The organism is Micromonospora sp. WMMD987, from assembly GCF_029581435.1.
Classification (GTDB): Bacteria; Actinomycetota; Actinomycetes; order Mycobacteriales; family Micromonosporaceae; genus Micromonospora; species Micromonospora rifamycinica.
Window position 1 is genome coordinate 1016932 of sequence record NZ_CP120861.1, and the last position, 15860, is coordinate 1032791.

The 15860-nt window shown below is 74.5% G+C and carries 10 protein-coding genes; 9 read left to right on the top strand and 1 reads right to left on the bottom strand.

Annotated features, from left to right (window positions below):
- The first annotated feature begins 11 nt into the window (after window positions 1-11).
- The 9 genes from O7612_RS04475 (at window position 12) to O7612_RS04515 (ending at window position 12176) form a co-directional block, all read left to right on the top strand.
- Window positions 12-1949, top strand: a complete 1938-nt coding sequence (locus tag O7612_RS04475) for a phage baseplate assembly protein V (protein ID WP_282270732.1) — start codon at window positions 12-14, stop codon at window positions 1947-1949.
- A gap of 8 nt (window positions 1950-1957) precedes the next feature.
- On the top strand, window positions 1958-2386 hold the full coding sequence (locus tag O7612_RS04480; protein WP_282270734.1) for a GPW/gp25 family protein: 429 nt from the start codon (window positions 1958-1960) through the stop codon (window positions 2384-2386).
- Window positions 2386-4326, top strand: a complete 1941-nt coding sequence (locus O7612_RS04485) for a putative baseplate assembly protein (RefSeq protein WP_282270736.1) — start codon at window positions 2386-2388, stop codon at window positions 4324-4326. The genes O7612_RS04480 and O7612_RS04485 overlap by 1 nt, the downstream gene beginning before the upstream one ends.
- Window positions 4326-4874 (top strand): phage tail protein, encoded by a 549-nt coding sequence (locus O7612_RS04490; protein WP_282270737.1) that lies wholly within the window; start codon window positions 4326-4328, stop codon window positions 4872-4874. Before O7612_RS04485 ends, O7612_RS04490 begins: the two co-directional genes overlap by 1 nt.
- Window positions 4858-6948, top strand: a complete 2091-nt coding sequence (locus O7612_RS04495; protein WP_282270739.1) for a hypothetical protein — start codon at window positions 4858-4860, stop codon at window positions 6946-6948. The genes O7612_RS04490 and O7612_RS04495 overlap by 17 nt, the downstream gene beginning before the upstream one ends.
- 109 nt (window positions 6949-7057) lie before the next feature.
- Window positions 7058-8482 carry a hypothetical protein gene (locus O7612_RS04500; protein ID WP_282270741.1) on the top strand — a complete coding sequence of 475 codons (1425 nt, stop codon included), beginning with the start codon at window positions 7058-7060 and terminating at the stop codon, window positions 8480-8482.
- Window positions 8483-8496: 14 nt separating this feature from the next.
- Window positions 8497-9267: a hypothetical protein gene (locus tag O7612_RS04505; protein WP_282270743.1), complete on the top strand. Its 771-nt coding sequence runs from the start codon at window positions 8497-8499 to the stop codon at window positions 9265-9267.
- A 114-nt stretch (window positions 9268-9381) separates the two neighbouring features.
- Window positions 9382-10728, top strand: a complete 1347-nt coding sequence (locus tag O7612_RS04510) for a hypothetical protein (protein ID WP_282270745.1) — start codon at window positions 9382-9384, stop codon at window positions 10726-10728.
- Window positions 10729-10739: 11 nt separating this feature from the next.
- On the top strand, window positions 10740-12176 hold the full coding sequence (locus O7612_RS04515; protein WP_282270747.1) for a hypothetical protein: 1437 nt from the start codon (window positions 10740-10742) through the stop codon (window positions 12174-12176).
- On the opposite strand, the gene O7612_RS04520 is transcribed toward O7612_RS04515, so the two are convergent.
- On the bottom strand, window positions 12166-15702 hold the full coding sequence (locus tag O7612_RS04520; protein ID WP_282270749.1) for a BTAD domain-containing putative transcriptional regulator: 3537 nt from the start codon (window positions 15700-15702) through the stop codon (window positions 12166-12168). The genes O7612_RS04515 and O7612_RS04520 overlap by 11 nt on opposite strands.
- Window positions 15703-15860 lie beyond the last annotated feature (158 nt).

Below are 15860 nucleotides of genomic sequence, written 5' to 3' on the forward strand. Positions count from 1 at the left end.
GGGGCCGGACGATGACCGCGATCGACCGGCACGGTCTGCTCTGGGGCACGGCGACCCTGCGCCCCCGGGTCACCGTGGGTACCGGCGGCCGGGCACTGCCCAGGGCCGCCGCCGACCAGCTGGTACGGGTGGTGGTGGACACCCAGGCCGCGCTGCCGGACATGTTCGAGCTGACCTTCGCCGACCTGGACGGCAGCCTGCTGCGCACGGCCGGACTGGAGCTGGGCACCGCTGTGCAGGTCTTCGGCCCGACCGGGGACGGCTCGGCCGAGCACCGGCTGATCAGTGGCGAGGTGACCGCGGTGGAGGGCCACTTCGTGGACCTCAGCGCCCACGTCGTGGTGCGCGGCTACACCCACGACCACCGGCTGCACCGGGTCCGGCGGACGCGGACCTTCCTCAACCAGTCGGATTCCGACATCGCCCGGCAGGTGGCGTCCGCCGCGAAGCTGTCGGTCGGCACGATCGACGCCACCACCGGCAGGCTGGCCCACCTGTCCCAGGTCGCGCAGACCGACTGGGAGTTCCTGAGCGCCCGGGCCCGGGAGATCGGCTACGAGATCGGCGCCGACGGGGACCGGTTCCACTTCCGGCGGGCGGCCACCGCCCGCCGGGCCGGCAGTCCGCTGCCGTTGACCTTCCGGGGCAACCTGCGTCGTTTCCTGCCCCGGGTGAGTGCCGGCAACCTCGCCCCCGAGGTGGAGGTGCGGGCCTGGGATCCGGTCGCGGCGACGGCGGTGGCGAGCCGTACCGCGACCACCGCCGAGCAGGTGAACCTGGCCGGCTGGACGCCGACCGGTGCCGCCGACACCTTCGTGCCCCGGGGCGCTGCGGCACCCGCGCGGGCCGGCAACAGCGCGGTCGGTGACGTGGGGCCGGCACCCGGACCCCGCGCGCACGTCCTGGTCGGCCGGGGCCTGCCCGTGCCCGGTCGGGCCGACGGCGCGGTCACCCAGGTCGCGAAGGGACTGGCCGCCAGCCTCGGTGGCGGGTTCGCCGAGGCGGAGGGGGAGGCCCTGGGCGACGCCCGGCTGGTCGCCGGGAAGGCGGTCAAGGTCGACGGGGTGCCGGCACCGTTCGCCGGCACCTGGACACTGAGCGCCGCCCGGCACGTCTTCGACGAGGCCGAGGAGGGCTACCGCACCGAGTTCACCGTCGGCGGCGCGGAGGACCGTTCGCTGCTCGGGCTGACGAACGTCGGCGGGACCGGCGTCGGCGGTGACCCGGGTGGTCCGGCCCGGATCGACGGGGTGGTCTGCGGGGTGGTCAGCAACGTCCGGGATCCGCAGAACCTGGGCCGGGTCACCCTCGCGCTGCCCTGGCTCTCACCGGAGCACGAGACCGACTGGGCGCCGGTGGGGCAGCTCTTCGCCGGCCCGACCGGGGGCGCCTTCTTCGTGCCCGAGCCGGGTGACCAGGTGCTCGTCGCGTTCGAGTTCGGTGACGTACGCCGGCCGTACGTGCTCGGCTGCCTGCCCAGCCGGCACACCGGGTACGGCCTGGACGGCGGTCAGACGTCGTCGACGAAGCCCGGGACGAGCGGGGTGAAGTCGGTGGGGCAGACCGGTTCGGTGATCCGACGCGGGCTGCTGTCCCCGGCCGGCAGCCGGTTGGTCTTCCACGACGAGGTGCCGCCCGGCGGCAAGGGCCAGCCCACCGCCGCCGACGTGGTGCTCGGCACGAAGGGCGACAAGTTGTCGCTGGCGATGGACCAGGTGGCCGGCACGGTGACCCTGCGGTGCGCCCCCGACAAGCCCGGCAAACTGATCATCGAGTGCACCGGGCAGACCGCCGTCGAGATCAAGGCGGGGCCGAGCGGCAGCCTCACCCTCGACGGCGGCACCAGCCTGAAGCTCAAGGGCAAGACGGTCGACATCAGCGGTACGCAGGTCAACATCAGCGGCACCGCGTCGACCGCCATCAAGGGCAAACCCATCCAGCTCAACTGAGGAGTGCCATGCAGGCCGACGTCATCGGCACCGGGTGTGCCTTTCCGCTGCGGGTCCAGCCCAACGGCCGACTCGCCATGATCAGTGGTACCGCTCTCCTGGAGCAGGCGATGTGCGTGATCCTGGCGACCTACCCGGGTGAGCGTCCGATGCGGCCGGAGTTCGGCTCCCGGCTGCGGGACTTCGTCTTCGAGCCGGTCACCGGGCAGACCCGGCGGGCGGTGGCGGTGGAGGTGCGCGCCGCGCTGGAGCGCTGGGAGACCCGCGCCGAGATCGACGACGTCACCGTCACCGAGGACCCGGCGGGCGGCGACGGCCTGCTGCACATCGAGGTCCGTTACCGGGTACGCGACACCGACGAGCCCGGCGTTCTCGGGCTCAACCTGCAGACCCTCCCCGGTGACCGGGAACTGACCGGGACGGGGGTGCTCGGCTGATGGCGCTGCCCGCCCCCGACCTCGACGACCGGGGCTTCGACGAGCTGGTCGGTGACGCCCGCCGGTTGATCGCCGACCGCTGCCCGGAGTGGACGGACCTGCACCCGGCCGATCCGGGGATCACCCTGATCGAGACCTTCGCGTCCCTGACCGACCAGCTCATCTACCGGCTCAACCGGGTGCCCGACCGGCTCTACGTGAAGTTCCTGGAGCTGATCGGGGTACGCCTGGTGCCGCCCACGGCCGCCCGGACCACCCTGACCTTCTGGCTGTCCACGCCGGCCCGCGCCACCCAGGTCGTCCCGGCGGGAACCCGGGCGGTGACCGTCGCCGACGGCGGGGATCCCCTGGTCTTCGCCACCCTCGCCGACCTCGCCGTGCCGCCGTGCGCGCTGACCCAGCTCCGGGTCCGGACCGCCGACGGGAGCACCGACCAGACCGGCGCGCTGGAACTCGGCGGCCCGGTGGCGGCGTTCTCCCCGGTGCCGCAGCCCGGCGACGAGCTGCTGATCGGGCTGGACCGTCCGGTCGGCGGCTGTGCGGTGCGGCTGGAGTTCGAGGGACGGGTCGACGGTGTCGGGGTCAACCCGCTGCACCCGCCGCTGCGCTGGGAGGCGCGCGGCGTCGACGGCTGGCTGGAGTGCGAGGTCGGCCTGGACGAGACCGGCGCGCTGAACCGGCCCGGGGCGATCCTGCTGCACGTGCCCGACGGCCACCAGGCCACCCTGGTCGACGGGGTGCTGGCCGGCTGGCTGCGGGCCCGGGTGGTGGCCCCGGAGGAGTGGCAGCCCGGCTACAGCGCCTCACCGGTGCTGCTCGGACTGGCCGCCAACACCGTCGGCGGCACCACCGAGGCGGTGCACGCCGACCTGGTGGACGACGAGGAGATCGGCGACTCCGAGGGGGTGCCGGGTCAGCGGTTCACGCTGACCCGCCGGCCGGTGCTGGTCGGCTTCGGCGACCCGGTGCTGGAGGTCAGTTCCGACGACGGCTGGCAGCGGTGGTCGCCGGTCGAGCACTTCGCCGGCAGCGGCCCCGACGACCGGCACTTCCTGCTCGACGGGGTGGCCGGTGAGGTGGTCTTCGGTCCGGCCGTCCGGCAACCCGACGGCACCCTGCGCCGCTACGGCGCGGTGCCGCCCCGGGGCGGCCGGCTGCGGCTGCGGCGGTACGCGGTCGGCGGCGGTAGCCGGGGCAACGTGGGCATCGGAGCGGTGACCGCCCTGCGGACCTCGATCCCGTACGTGGCCGGGGTGGAGAACCGCCGCCCGGCCAGTGGCGGGGTGGACGGCGAGACCCTGGACGAGGCCCGCCGCCGTGGCCCGCTGACCCTGCGTAGCCGCAGTCGCGCGGTGACCGCCGAGGACCACGAGGTGCTCGCCCGGGAGGCCGCCCCGGAACTGGCCCGGGTCCGCTGCGTGCCGAGCAACGGTGACGGGCCGCCGGTGGCCCGGATCCTGGTGGTGCCGGCGGCACCCGCCGAGGAGGGACGGTTGCGGCTGGAGGACCTGATCCCGGCGGAGTCGAGCCTCGCCCGGGTGGCCGAGCGGCTGGACGCCACGCGGCTGGTCGGCACCCGGGTGGTCGTCGAGCCGCCCCGCTACCGGGGGGTGACCGTGGTGGCCCGGGTGGTCGCCCGGCCGCGGGTGGTCGTCGAGCGGGTCCGGGCCGAGGGCCTGGCCGCCCTGTACGGCTTCCTCAGCCCACTGGTCGGCGGTGGTCCGGACGGCCGGGGCTGGCCGTTCGGGCGTCCGGTGCAGGCCGGTGAACTCTTCGCCGTGTTGCAGCGGGTGCGGGGGGTGGAGCTGGTGGAGGACCTGCGGCTGTTCACCGCCAACCCGGTCACCGGCGAGCGGGGTGCCGAGGCCGGCCGGATCGACCTGGAACCGGACAGCCTGGTCTTCTCCTTCGACCACCAGCTCCGGGTCGAGGAGAACTGATGCGCGGCCCGGTCGACGTGGCGATGCCGTACCCGATCGCCGGTTTCCTGCCCGCCCTGTTGCAGGAGGACGACCTGCTGGTGCGCTGGACCGAGGGGCTGGACCAGGTGCTCGCGCCGGTGGTGTCCACGTTGGACTGCCTCGACGCGTACCTGGACCCGTGGTTGGCCCCGCCGGACTTCCTGCTCTGGCTCGGTGAGTGGGTGGGTGCCCAGCTGGACGAGAACTGGCCGGTGGAGCGGCAGCGCGCGATGGTGGCCGGCGCGGTCGACGCGCACCGGCTGCGCGGGACGGTCGCCGGGCTGCGGACGGCCCTGGAACTGGCCACCGGCGGCGAGGTGGAGGTCCTCGACTCGACCGGGGTCTCCTGGTCCACCCGGCCGGAGCCGCTGCCGGCCTCGCTGCCGCCGGCCCGGGTGCACGTGCGCGTGCGGGTGGACGAGCCCGGGTCGGTCGCCGTGCACGCCCTCGACGAGCTGTGCCGCGCGGTCGTACCGGCGCACGTGACGACGACCCTGGAGGTGCTCCACCGTGATCATCTGTCGTGAGTGTGGGAACCACAACGGTGACGCGGACACCTTCTGCGGGTCCTGCGGCAGTTTCCTGGAGTGGACCGGCGAGAAGACCACGCCGAAGATCCCGGTCGAGACGGTGCAGGAGGCGGAGCGGGAGTTCCGGCAGAAGCCGACCCTCCTGCAACGCATCGCCGGGGTGATCGCGCCGGCTCCGGGCGGCTCCCCGGTGAACGAGGGGGTGGTGCGGGTCGGTGACCCGACGGGCCGTGGATCCGGCCCGCTCGGCGGCCCACCGGGGGTGCGCCCCGGACCGCCGGGGCTGGGTCCGCCGGGGGTGCGCCCCGGTCCGCCGGGGCTGGGTCCGCCCGGGGTACGGCCGGGTCCGTCGGGGCTGGGTCCGTCCGGTCCCGTGCCACCCGGTGCCCGGCCCGGCCCGCCCGGGGTACGCCCCGGTCCGCCGGGGCTGAGCCCGCCGGCCGGGCGTCCGGGGCCGCCCGGCCTGGGTCCGTCCGGTCCCGTGCCGCCCGGTGCGCGTCCCGGCCCGCCCGGGACGGCTCCCGTGGGGGGACGGTCGGGTCCGCCGGGGGTCGGCTCCGCAGGGGGACGGCCCGCGTCCGCGGCACCGCGCCCGCCGGGGGCGCGTCCCGGCCGGCCCGGGCTGCCCGGTGACCTGCCGGCGGGTGGGTCCGCCGGTGCCGGGGGTCCGGTCGCGGCGGCCGGCGCTCCGGCGGTCGCGGCGCCGCCGCGCCGGCTGCCACCGCCTCCGCCGGGAGTGCCGGCGGCCCGGCTGCCGGACCGGGCGGCCCGCACCGGTCAGCCCGCGTCCGGTCCGCCGGGGGAGCGGGTCGTTCCGCCCGCCCGGCCGACGGCCGACGGGCCGGGCGACAGCGACACCCCGGCCGACGAGGCGTCGTCGACCCACGACCTCCCGGCTGCCGGAGCGTCGTCGCCAGCGGACGGCACCCCGGTCGGTCCGCCGCAGACCGCCTCGACGGGTGCCGTGGTGCCGTCGCGCCGGTTGCCGCCACCGCCACCCGGGGTGGCCGGTGCCACCCTGCCGACCGTGCCGAGGAAGCCGGTGGCCCCGTCCGTGCCGGTCCGCCGCGACACGCGCGCCGCGCCGCACACCAGTGCCCTGGTCGCCCCCGACGGCTCGGCCGACCCGGTGCGGCCCGGGGCACCGACCACCGGCGGGCGGGCCGGTGCCCGGCCCGGGGCCACCACCACCGCGACCGCCACGCCCGAGGAGGTCAGTCCGCAGGCGGTACGGCCCCGGGTGGCCACCGTCGGCAACCGGGCAGCCACCCGGCGGCGGCAACCCGGTGACCTGATCTGCGGCGAGTGCGGCGAGGGCAACGCGCCGACCCGCCGGTTCTGTAGTCGTTGCGGGGACTCGCTGCGGAGCGCCGAGGTGGTCCGTCGACGCTGGTGGCAGCGCCTGCTGCCGCGACGTGGCCCCCGGGTCACCGCCGCCGGTGCCCGCCCCGGGACACCCGGCGGCGGTAGACCTGGCGGCGTCGGTGGCGTGTTGCACTCCATCTACCAGCGGTCGAACGCGGTGGCCGCGGTGCTGCTCTTCGCGATCGGGGTGGCGTACCTGATCTACCCGCCGCTGCGGGAGCGGATCAACGGGGCGGTCTCCGGACCGGTGACCGGGGCACGGGACTGGGCGGACCGGAAGATCAACCCGCGGTTCGTGGCCGTCCGCCCGGTGCAGGTGACCGGCGGGGCCTCGGTCCGCGACCACGGGCCGGAGCTGAGTGTCGACCAGTACCGCAACACGCACTGGCAGGTGCGCTGGGACAGGGAGAAGCCGCCGACGGTCACCCTGCGCTTCGCGGCCGAGGTCGACCTCGAGCGGCTGATCGTGACCGCCGGCACGGCCGAGGACTACACCGCGTCCCACCGGCCGAAGACCCTGCACCTGGTCTACTCCACCAACCGGTCGGACACCCTGACCGTCGAGGACACGGGGGAACCCCAGACGCTCACCCTCGACGGGGCCGACGGGGTGACGAGCGTGCAGATCCAGGTCACCGACGTGCACCGGGCCGAGAAGGGCACCGACGTGGCGGTCAGCGAGTTCGAGTTCTTCGCCCGGGAGTGAGCGGCGTCGGGCGGCACGTCACGCCGGGGCGCGGCATCCCGGCGCAACACCGCAACAACCACCACCGTCGGTCAACGGGTCGGCGGTCAGCCACGTCGGAGGTGCATCCGTGTCAGAAGTCGCCGTCGCCCTGAACACCACCGCGAACCTGATCGGGTTCGCGCAGGGTCAGGTCAAGGGGTTGACAGACGGGGTATTCCAGGTCAGCGGGTTCAGCAACGCCGGTTTCCTGCCGGAGGTGCCGCTGAACCAGTTGATCGCACCGGTGCCGATCGCCCGGGGCCAGCTCGTCATGGTCCGGGGCAGCCAGTCCCGGCAGCACGTCTACTGGCTGCGTTACCTGCGCCGGGGCATCGGGGTCACGGACAAGAAGCGGGTCTGCGTGGAGCTGCTGGTGCGGTTCACGACCTTCGACTACGTGCCGAGGGAGGGTGAGGACGGCCCGAGCGAGCAGGAGGCGACGGTGCTGCGCGACTATCCGTGTTGGGGGATCACCGACCTGAGCGTGTCGTTGATGGCGACCGGTCGGGGGCGCAACCCGTTCAACAAGTTCAACGAGTCCGGCAGCCTGACCTTCGACGTGGCCGCCGCCAACGACGGCATGCCGCACCTGCGGATCAACTACCGGGTGCAGCACCAGGCCAAGAATGTGTTCGGTGCGCCGCTCGGGCTGAGCCACAACGACGTCGGCGCGTTCCTGGTGCACAGCAACGGCAGCTTCGAGATCGACCCCGGTGAGGGGCGTACCGACAAGCACTTCCGGATCACCCCGCTCAGCGGCAGCGTGCACCAGCGTCCGACCCGGGTCGTGCCGGTGGACCAGGACGGCCGGGCAGCCACGACCACCGTGCTCAACGCGCAGCGGATCGAGCTGGGTGGGATCGACCACGGTGGCCGGATGCTCGACCCGCACGAGCACAAGGGCATGAAGGTGATCGGCTTCGACCGGATGGACGGCCCGAACACCATCACCGTCCGCAACGACGGTCGACAGCCGGTGGTTGCCTCGGCCGCAGAGGCCGACGGGTACGAGGCGGCGCTACGGCTGGAGTACGTCCGCGACGGCGCCGTGCTGGGCCGGAAGGTCCGCACCAAGATCAGGGCGTTGCTGCTGCTGCGGTTCACCCTGGTGCCGTACCTCACCGCGCCTGACGACCAGGGCAACCGGCAGATCGTCTACCAGAACGGGGTGCGGTACACCGCCTTCCGCAACGTCTCCCTGCGGGTGCTGGAGGTGGGGCGCGGCGACGCGGCGGTGGTCGGGGAGAAGGGCGAGAGGTACGACGTCGACGCGGTGAAGAACCGGCACCACGAGGAGTCGACGCTCTTCTTCGGGCCGTACGTGGAGGAGGTCCAGGGGCAGGTGGGCGTGCAACTCCGGATCGACTGGGCCGCCGAACACGCCGGTGCCGACGTGCGGTCCCGCAGCCACCACAACAAGGGGCAGTTCCGGCTCGGGGTCAACCAGTCCGGCAGCCCGGTGCTGCGCCTGCTGGACGCCGACAGCAACAAGTACTTCACCGTCACGGGCTGAGCGGGGGATCCACGATGAACTACCCAGAGGTTTTCGACACCACCGGCCCGGCCAGCCTCGACGACTCGTACGCCTATCTGAGCTGGGCGGCGGTCAGCGCGCACCACATCATCGCCGAGCAGCCGCAGACCGGGTGGGAGCTGTTGCCCGACCTGCTCGGGCAGGGCTGGGGCGACCCGGACTGGTACCAGCGCAACGAGTGGCTGGCCGACTTCTACGCCACCGTCTACCAGCGGGCCGGCTCCCTCGAACCGGTGGAGATCTTCGCCGTCGACGAGATGGGTGAGCCGGCGGCCGAGATGGCCCGGTTGATCGACGCGGTGACACAGGCGTGGGCTGCCGCCGCCTACCAGGCGGCCGAACACGACCAGCAGGGCTACGACCAGCAGGGCTACGACGGGCTGGCCTATGACAGGCAGTCCTACGAGCAGCAGTCCTACGACGGTCAGGCCTACGACGGGCAGCAGTCCTACGACGGGCAGGCCTACGACCAACAGGCCTACGACGGTCAGGTATACGACCAGCAGGGTTACGACGAGCAGGGGCAGGGCGGGCCGGTCGAGTCGGCGTACCCCGGTGAGGGGCACGGGCAGGACCCTGACGGGCCGGTCGAGCCGGCACCGGAGCCGCTGGCCGACCTCGACCCGGACGTCGCCCGGGAGGTGCTCGACCGGGTGCTGGACGACGAGGTGGACGATCTCTCCGAGGCCGACCAGCGCATCCTGGCCACGGTCCTGACGGTGGAGAAGTTCCAGTACCTGGCCCGCGAGTACGACCTGGTGTGATCCGCCGCCGTCGGGCCGGGAGCCGGTTCCCCGGCTCCCGGCCCGACACCCACCGGACACCGGTCACCGGCACGCCCGCCGCCCGTCGACCGGCCGAACAAGGGAACCCCCATCGTGCCCAGCATCGAGTACGAGCCGGAGGAGCTGTCCGGCAACCGGTTCACCGTGACCGGCTTCCGGGACGCCGGGCTGCCGGTCGGGGAACTCCTCGCCGAGGAGCTGTGGCCGGACGAGCAGGACGGCGCGGTGTGGCTCGACCGGGGCACCCGGACCCACCGGCACTGCTACTGGCTGCGGTACCACTACCGGGGACCGGGCCAGCGGAAGCTGGTCGCGGTGGAGCTGGTGATCCGGTTCAGCACCTTCCCGTACCAGGCCCGTTCCCGTGCCGACCGGTACTCGCCCCGCTCGGCGCCACCGGTGCTGGGCCTCTGGGGGATCGAGGATCTCAGCATCTCGCTGCGGGACACCGGGGCCGGCGGCCGCAACCCGTTCAACAAGTTCAACGACGCCGGTCACCTGGTCTTCGAGCCGAAGATCGTGTTCACCCCCGCCGGCACGGGTGCCGCGGTGCCGGCGATCCGGGTCGAGCACCGGGTGCGGCACGTGGAGAACCCGGTGCTCGGGGCCGCGATGGCACCGGGGTACGAGGCGACCGGGGCGCTGACCGTGCACAGTGACGGCGGGATCACCCTGGAGCCGGGGTCCGGGGCGACCGGATACTCGTCGTGGCGGCTCGTCCCGGTCAGCGGCACGGTGCACGGACGGCCGATCGTCGGGGCCGACCCGCCGCCCGAGCGCGGCCTCACCGTATACCGGGCGACCGACCTCTCGGTTCCGCCACCGGTCACCGCCCTGCGGGTGTCCACCGGTCGGGCCCGTCGGGGGGCGGTCGAGGTGCAGGGCTTCGAGCGGGTGGCCAGCCCCGAGCAGATCGAGGTCTGGCACACCGGCCATCCCCGCTGGTACCGGGCGTCGATGGGCGGTGACATCCGCGACGACGGCATGATCGTGGAGTACGCCCGGCCCGGTGACCGCGGCGACGCCCGCGCCGGCCGGGTCCGGGCCCGCCTGGCGTTGCGCCTGCTCACCTGCTCGTACCTGGTCGGCCTGAACGAGTTCGCCGATGCGGTGGTCTTCCACCACGGTCGTCGGCACCCCGGCTTCCTCGACGTGTCGCTGCGTCCCCTGCCCGACGACGCCGACCCCGACCCGGCCGGTGCCGCCGCGCCGACCGCACCGGTCGGTTCACGCCTGCGGTTCGTCCCCGAGTGGTACGACGGGGCCGCCGGTGACGTGCCGGGGCTGCTGGTCCGCTGGTCCGAGGAGGCGGTGGACCCGGCCGCCGGTCCCGCCGCACCGGTCGGCGGCTCGTTCCTGATCACCGTGGACGCCTCCGGCGGGCCGGTGGTGCGTTTCGGCGACGAGCAGACCTACCGGCACCTGACCGTGACGAGCTGAGGGGGCGCACCGTGCCGAGTCGGATGCGGCTGGTCGGCTACCGACCCGACCAACCGGTGGGCGACCCCTTCACGGTGACCGGATTCGGCGGTGCCGGCTTCCCGGAGCAGGCGACGCTGCGGGAGCTGGTCACCCCGGCGCAGCCCTACCTGGCCGGTGCCGGCATGGTCCGCGGCGACCAGCAGCGGCAGCACTCCTACTGGCTGCGCTACCTGCGCCGGCGGGGCGGCCCGACCGGTCCGAAACGGGTCTGCGTGGACCTGCTGGTCCGGTTCACCACCTTCGACTACGTGGTGACCGACACCGGGCCGGGGCTGATGCCGACCCGGCAGCACGCGCTGGCGGACTTCCCCTGCTGGGGGGTCGCCGACCTGAGCGTGTCACCGCACGCCGTCGGCACCGGCCGCAACCCGTTCAACAAGTTCAACGAGGTGGGCTCGCTGGTCTTCGACGCCCGGCTGGAGACCGGCCACGGGACGGTGCCGGCGATCCGGATCGGCTACCGGGTGCACCACGAGCAGACCACGGTCGACGGTGTCGTGCTGACCCCGGCCCACGACGAGGTGGGGTCGTTCCTGGTGCACAGCGACGGGCTCTTCGAGGTGGCCGACCAGTCGCTGGCGACCCGTACCCACTTTCTCGTGACCCCGGTCAACGCCGGGGTGCACGACCGGCCGCCGGTGCCGCCGCACGCCGCCCGCCGGCCCGGCGGCACCCGCCCGGCATGGCACGCGACCGGGCTCACCGCCACCCCGACCGTCCCGGCCGGCGTGCGACCGACGCCGTACGCCGACGACACCGCCGTGGTGACCGGTTTCCAGGGACTGGACGGTCCGGAGACCCTGGTGGTACGCGATGCCGACGGTCGGCCGCGGACGGCGATGCTGGACGCGGTGGCCCCGGAGCCCGGTGCGTTGCTGCTGACCTACCAGGCGGGGGCCGCCGACCGGGGGGCGGGTCGGGCCGGCTCGGTCCGGCTGCTGCTGGGCCTCCGGTTCACCGTGCACCGGTACCTGGTCGCCCCGGCCGGCGTCGACCGTGGCGGTGTCGACCGCCCACCCGAGGGCAGCGACATCGACGCCTACTACGGTGACGACCCGACGACCAACCGGGAGTCGTGGCCGGAGCTGTGGCACCAGGGCCGTCGGCACCCCGGCCTGCGGCAGGTCGCGCTCCTGGTGGCCGGAGCCGACGGCGGACCGGGCCGGGGCGGTCCCGACCCGGTGCGCAACAGCACCGGCTCCCGGATCCGACTGACCCTCACCCCCGACTGGGCACCGGGCGACGACGGCCAGCCGCCGGAGCTGCGGATCCGTTGGCGCGCGTCACACTGTGACGACCCGTCCCCCGTCGAGGGCCGGTTGGCGCTCCGGGTGGACGAGGCGGGTCGGCACACCCTCACCCCGCTCGACGAGGAGAGTCGCCGCCACTTCACCGTCACGGGTTGACCGGTAGGTCCTCGTCGACCACCGGCTGGACCCGCCGGGACAGCTCGGCCGTCTCCCGCCGGTACGCCGCCTGCTGGGCGGCGTCGACGCCACCGGCCGGGCCGAGCGCGACGAGCAGGCGCAGCGCGCGGACCTGGCCGAGCAGGTGACCGGTCTCCCGGTGGGTCGCCAGCGCCTCCTCGGCGGTCCGGGCCGAGGTCATCGGGCCGGTGGTCCGCATGGCCTCGGCCGCGACCAGCAGGGCGTGCCCCTCCCAGACCCGGTAGCCGGCGGTCCGGGCCACCCGCCGGGCCTGCCGGGCCAGCGCCAGCGCCTCCACCGGATCGGTGTCGCGGTACACCTCGGCCAGCCCGATCAGCGCCTCGACCTCCTCGCCCCGGGCACCGCCGGCACGGGCGAGTTCGAGCGCCCGCCGGTGTTCGGTGGTCGCGGCCGGATCGCCGTTGCGCAGGTGGATCGTGCCCAGCACGTTGCGGGCGGCGGCCTGCTGGGCGGTGTCGCCGATCAGGTCGGCGAGGGCCAGCGCCTCGGTGGCCAGCTCGGTCGCCGGCCCCAGCTCACCGGTCTGCACGCGCAGTGCCGCCAGCCGGCGCAGGCTCTCGGTCTCGGTCGGCCGGTAGCCGGTCCGCCGACTCAGATCCAACGCCTCCCGCAGGTGGTCGAGCGCCTCGCCGTGCCGGCCGAGGGCGTGCTGGACCTCGCCCAGGTTGCTCAGGCTGATCCCGGCGCTCATCCACATCCCGGTGCTGCGGGTCAGCGCCAGGGCCTGCCGGAAGACCTCGGCGGCCTCGCGGAGCCGTCCCATGTCGCGGTAGATGACCCCGAGGTTGCCGAGGCTGGTGCTGAGTCGTTCGGGGCCGCCCAGGCGCTCGTGGATGCTCACCGCCAGCCGGGTCAGCTCCGCCCCCTCGGCCAGCCGGCCGGCCCGCAGGTGCACCAGTCCGCAGGTGCCGTACGCCGCCGCCAGGCCCTCCGGCCAGGCCGCCCGGTGCGCCGCGTCGATCATCGCGGTGGCGTGGGACAGGCCCACCTCGTACTCGCCGCGGCGCAGGTGCAGACTGGCGAGCCCGAGCCGGCTGGCGGCCTCGCCGGCCTGGTCGCCGGCCTGCTGGGCGGCGCGCAGCGCGCTGGCCGCGGCGACCAGGCCGTCACTGTGCGGGCGGAACTGGTAGTAGCCGCGCAGCGCGTCCGGGATCCGCCAGGCGGCCGGATCGGCGTCGTTCTCGGCGGCGTGCGCGATCACCCGCATCAGGTTGGGGTGTTCGTCCTCCAGCCAGGCCATCGCCGCGGCGGCGTCCCGGAACGGCGGCGTGCCGGCGACCGGTCCGGTCCCGTCGGGGGGCAGCCGCACCAGGTGGGGATAGACCGTGGTGGCGGCGGCGTCGGCCCGCTGCCGGTACCAGCCGTAGAGGCGTCCGGTGGCCGAGCGCAGGTCCGCTGCGGGATCCTCCGCGTTGGCCCGCTCCAGGGCGTAGATCCGCAGCAGGTCGTGGAAGGCGTACCTGCCGGGGGTGACCTGTTGGACCAGGTGCGCGGCGGCCAGCCGGTCCAGCTCGTGTGCGGCGGCCGACTCGCCGATCCCGGCCAGCGCGGCGGCGGCGGCCACCGTGACGTCCGTGCCCGGTGCCGTCCCCAGCAGCCGGAAGAGCCGGCGGGCCGGGGTGGGCAGGGCGGCGTACGACAGGTCGAAGGCGGCCCGTACGGCCGCCTGGTCGTCGCCCTCGATGCGCAGGCCGGCGAGCCGGTTGCCGGCGGTCAACCGGGCGGTGTGTGCGCTGATCGACTGGTCGGGCTGGTCGATCAGGTTGGCGGCGGCGATCCGCAGGGCCAGGGGCAGCCGGGCACAGACCGTCGCCAGCTCGGTGATCTCGGTGGCGCGGGCGACCCGTCCGGTCGGGAGGATCCGGGTGAGCAGGGTGCCGGCCTCGGACGCGGTGAGGACGTCGAGGTCGATGCGCTGCGCGCCGTCGACCGCGACGAGCCCGCTGAGCCGGTCCCGGCTGGTGATCAGCGCCAGGCAGCCGGCGCTGCCCGGCAGCAGCGGGCGTACCTGGTCGGCGCTGGCGGCGTTGTCCAGCAGCACCAGCATCCGGCGACCGTCCAGCATGGTGCGTAGCAACGCGGCGGCCTGCCCGGAGTCGACCGGCACCTGCTCGGCCGGCACGCCGAGCGCGTGCAGGAACCCGGCGAGGGCCTCCGCCGCCCGGACCGGGCTGGCCGCCGAGTAACCGCGCAGGTTGACGTAGAGCTGCCCGTCCGGGAAGTGCCGGCGGACCCGGTGCGCCCAGTGCACCGCCAGGGCGGTCTTGCCGACCCCGGCCATCCCGGTGACGGCGGAGACGACCACCGGCCCGCCGGCCGCCGTCGCCCTGGCCAGCAGCGTGTCGAGGGTGGCCAGCTGGGAGCTCCGCCCGGTGAAGTAGGCGACGTCGGCCGGCAACTGCGCCGGGAGCCGGTGCCGGGGTGGGCGGGGCGGCGGTGCCTCGGCCCGGGGTGGTGCCGTCTCGGCGGCCCCCGGCGACGGGCCGGTGCCGGTCGTCGGGCTGCCCGCGCGGGCGACCGCCCGGGGCAGGTCCTGGCGCAGGATGCGCAGCTGCGCCTCGCGCAGCTCCGGGCCGGGTTCCACGCCGAGTTGCTCGGCGAGCCGGTCCCGCAGCCTGCGGTGCAGCGTCAACGCGCGGGCCTGCTGGCCGCAGGCGGCCAGGGCGAGCATCAGCCGGGCGTGCACCTGTTCGTGCAGCGGTTCGTGGCGGGCCACCGCGTGCAGCTCCCGGACCGCCCGCTCGGGCAGGCCCAGGTCGACGGCGAGCGTCGCGTAGGTGACGGCGGTGGCGATGCGCCGCCGGTTCAGGGCGGCGGCGGCCGGGTGCTGGGTCAGGCTCGGTGCGGCGTCGGCCAGCACCGGCCCCCGCCACAACGCCAGCGCTCCGGCCAACCGGTCCAGGCTCGGCAGGTCGCCCGCGACGCTGCCCTCGGCGCGTTCGATGGCGGTGGCGAACTGGCTCAGGTCGAGCTGGGAGGGGTCCACCCGGAGCCGGTACCCGCCGCCGACGTGGGTGATGGTGGTGCTGCCCCCGGGACGGTCCAGCACCCGGCGTAGCCGGGCGACGTAGGTGTGGACGAGGTTGAGGCAGCTGTCCGGCGGATCGTGACCCCAGAGCACGTCGACGATCTCGTGGCGGGACACGATCGCGTCCGGGTGCAGGGCGAGCAGGCCGAGCAGCATCCGCTGGCGGTTGGAACCGAGCGCGACCGGTTCGGCTCCGATCTGGATCCGCAGCGGGCCGAGCACGTCGATCCGGAGGGTCTGCGCCGGAGCCGGTGGGGCCGGCCCCGGTGGCTTCCGCTGGGGCAGGCCGACGGCGTCGGCGATGCGTCGGAGGGACTCGGCCCGGGGGTTGCGCACCCGACCCTGTTCGATGTCGCGCACCGCCCGGACACTGATTCCCGCCCGTTCGGCCAGCTGTTGCTGGGTCAGTCCGGCATCCAGTCGTCGTCGTCGGATCTCACCACCGCCGTCGGCCATCAACGGGCCTCCCTGTCATGGCTGCGCGTCCGTCCCACCAGCGCCGCCAGCACACGATTCTGCCGGTTGGCCGGTCGGATGACCATGATCTTCGACACTGAATCACCGGGTTCCAGCCAGGCCAAACCTGCCGATCGGGCAGTGCTGGCCGCCCTGTG

Bases quoted from the DNA above. Each gene is read 5' to 3' on its own strand.
- O7612_RS04475 (WP_282270732.1), top strand. From the start codon at position 12: ATGACCGCGATCGACCGGCACGGTCTGCTCTGGGGCACGGCGACCCTG.
- O7612_RS04480 (WP_282270734.1), top strand. From the start codon at position 1,958: ATGCAGGCCGACGTCATCGGCACCGGGTGTGCCTTTCCGCTGCGGGTC.
- O7612_RS04485 (WP_282270736.1), top strand. From the start codon at position 2,386: ATGGCGCTGCCCGCCCCCGACCTCGACGACCGGGGCTTCGACGAGCTG.
- O7612_RS04490 (WP_282270737.1), top strand. From the start codon at position 4,326: ATGCGCGGCCCGGTCGACGTGGCGATGCCGTACCCGATCGCCGGTTTC.
- O7612_RS04505 (WP_282270743.1), top strand. From the start codon at position 8,497: ATGAACTACCCAGAGGTTTTCGACACCACCGGCCCGGCCAGCCTCGAC.
- O7612_RS04520 (WP_282270749.1), bottom strand. From the start codon at position 15,702: ATGGCCGACGGCGGTGGTGAGATCCGACGACGACGACTGGATGCCGGA.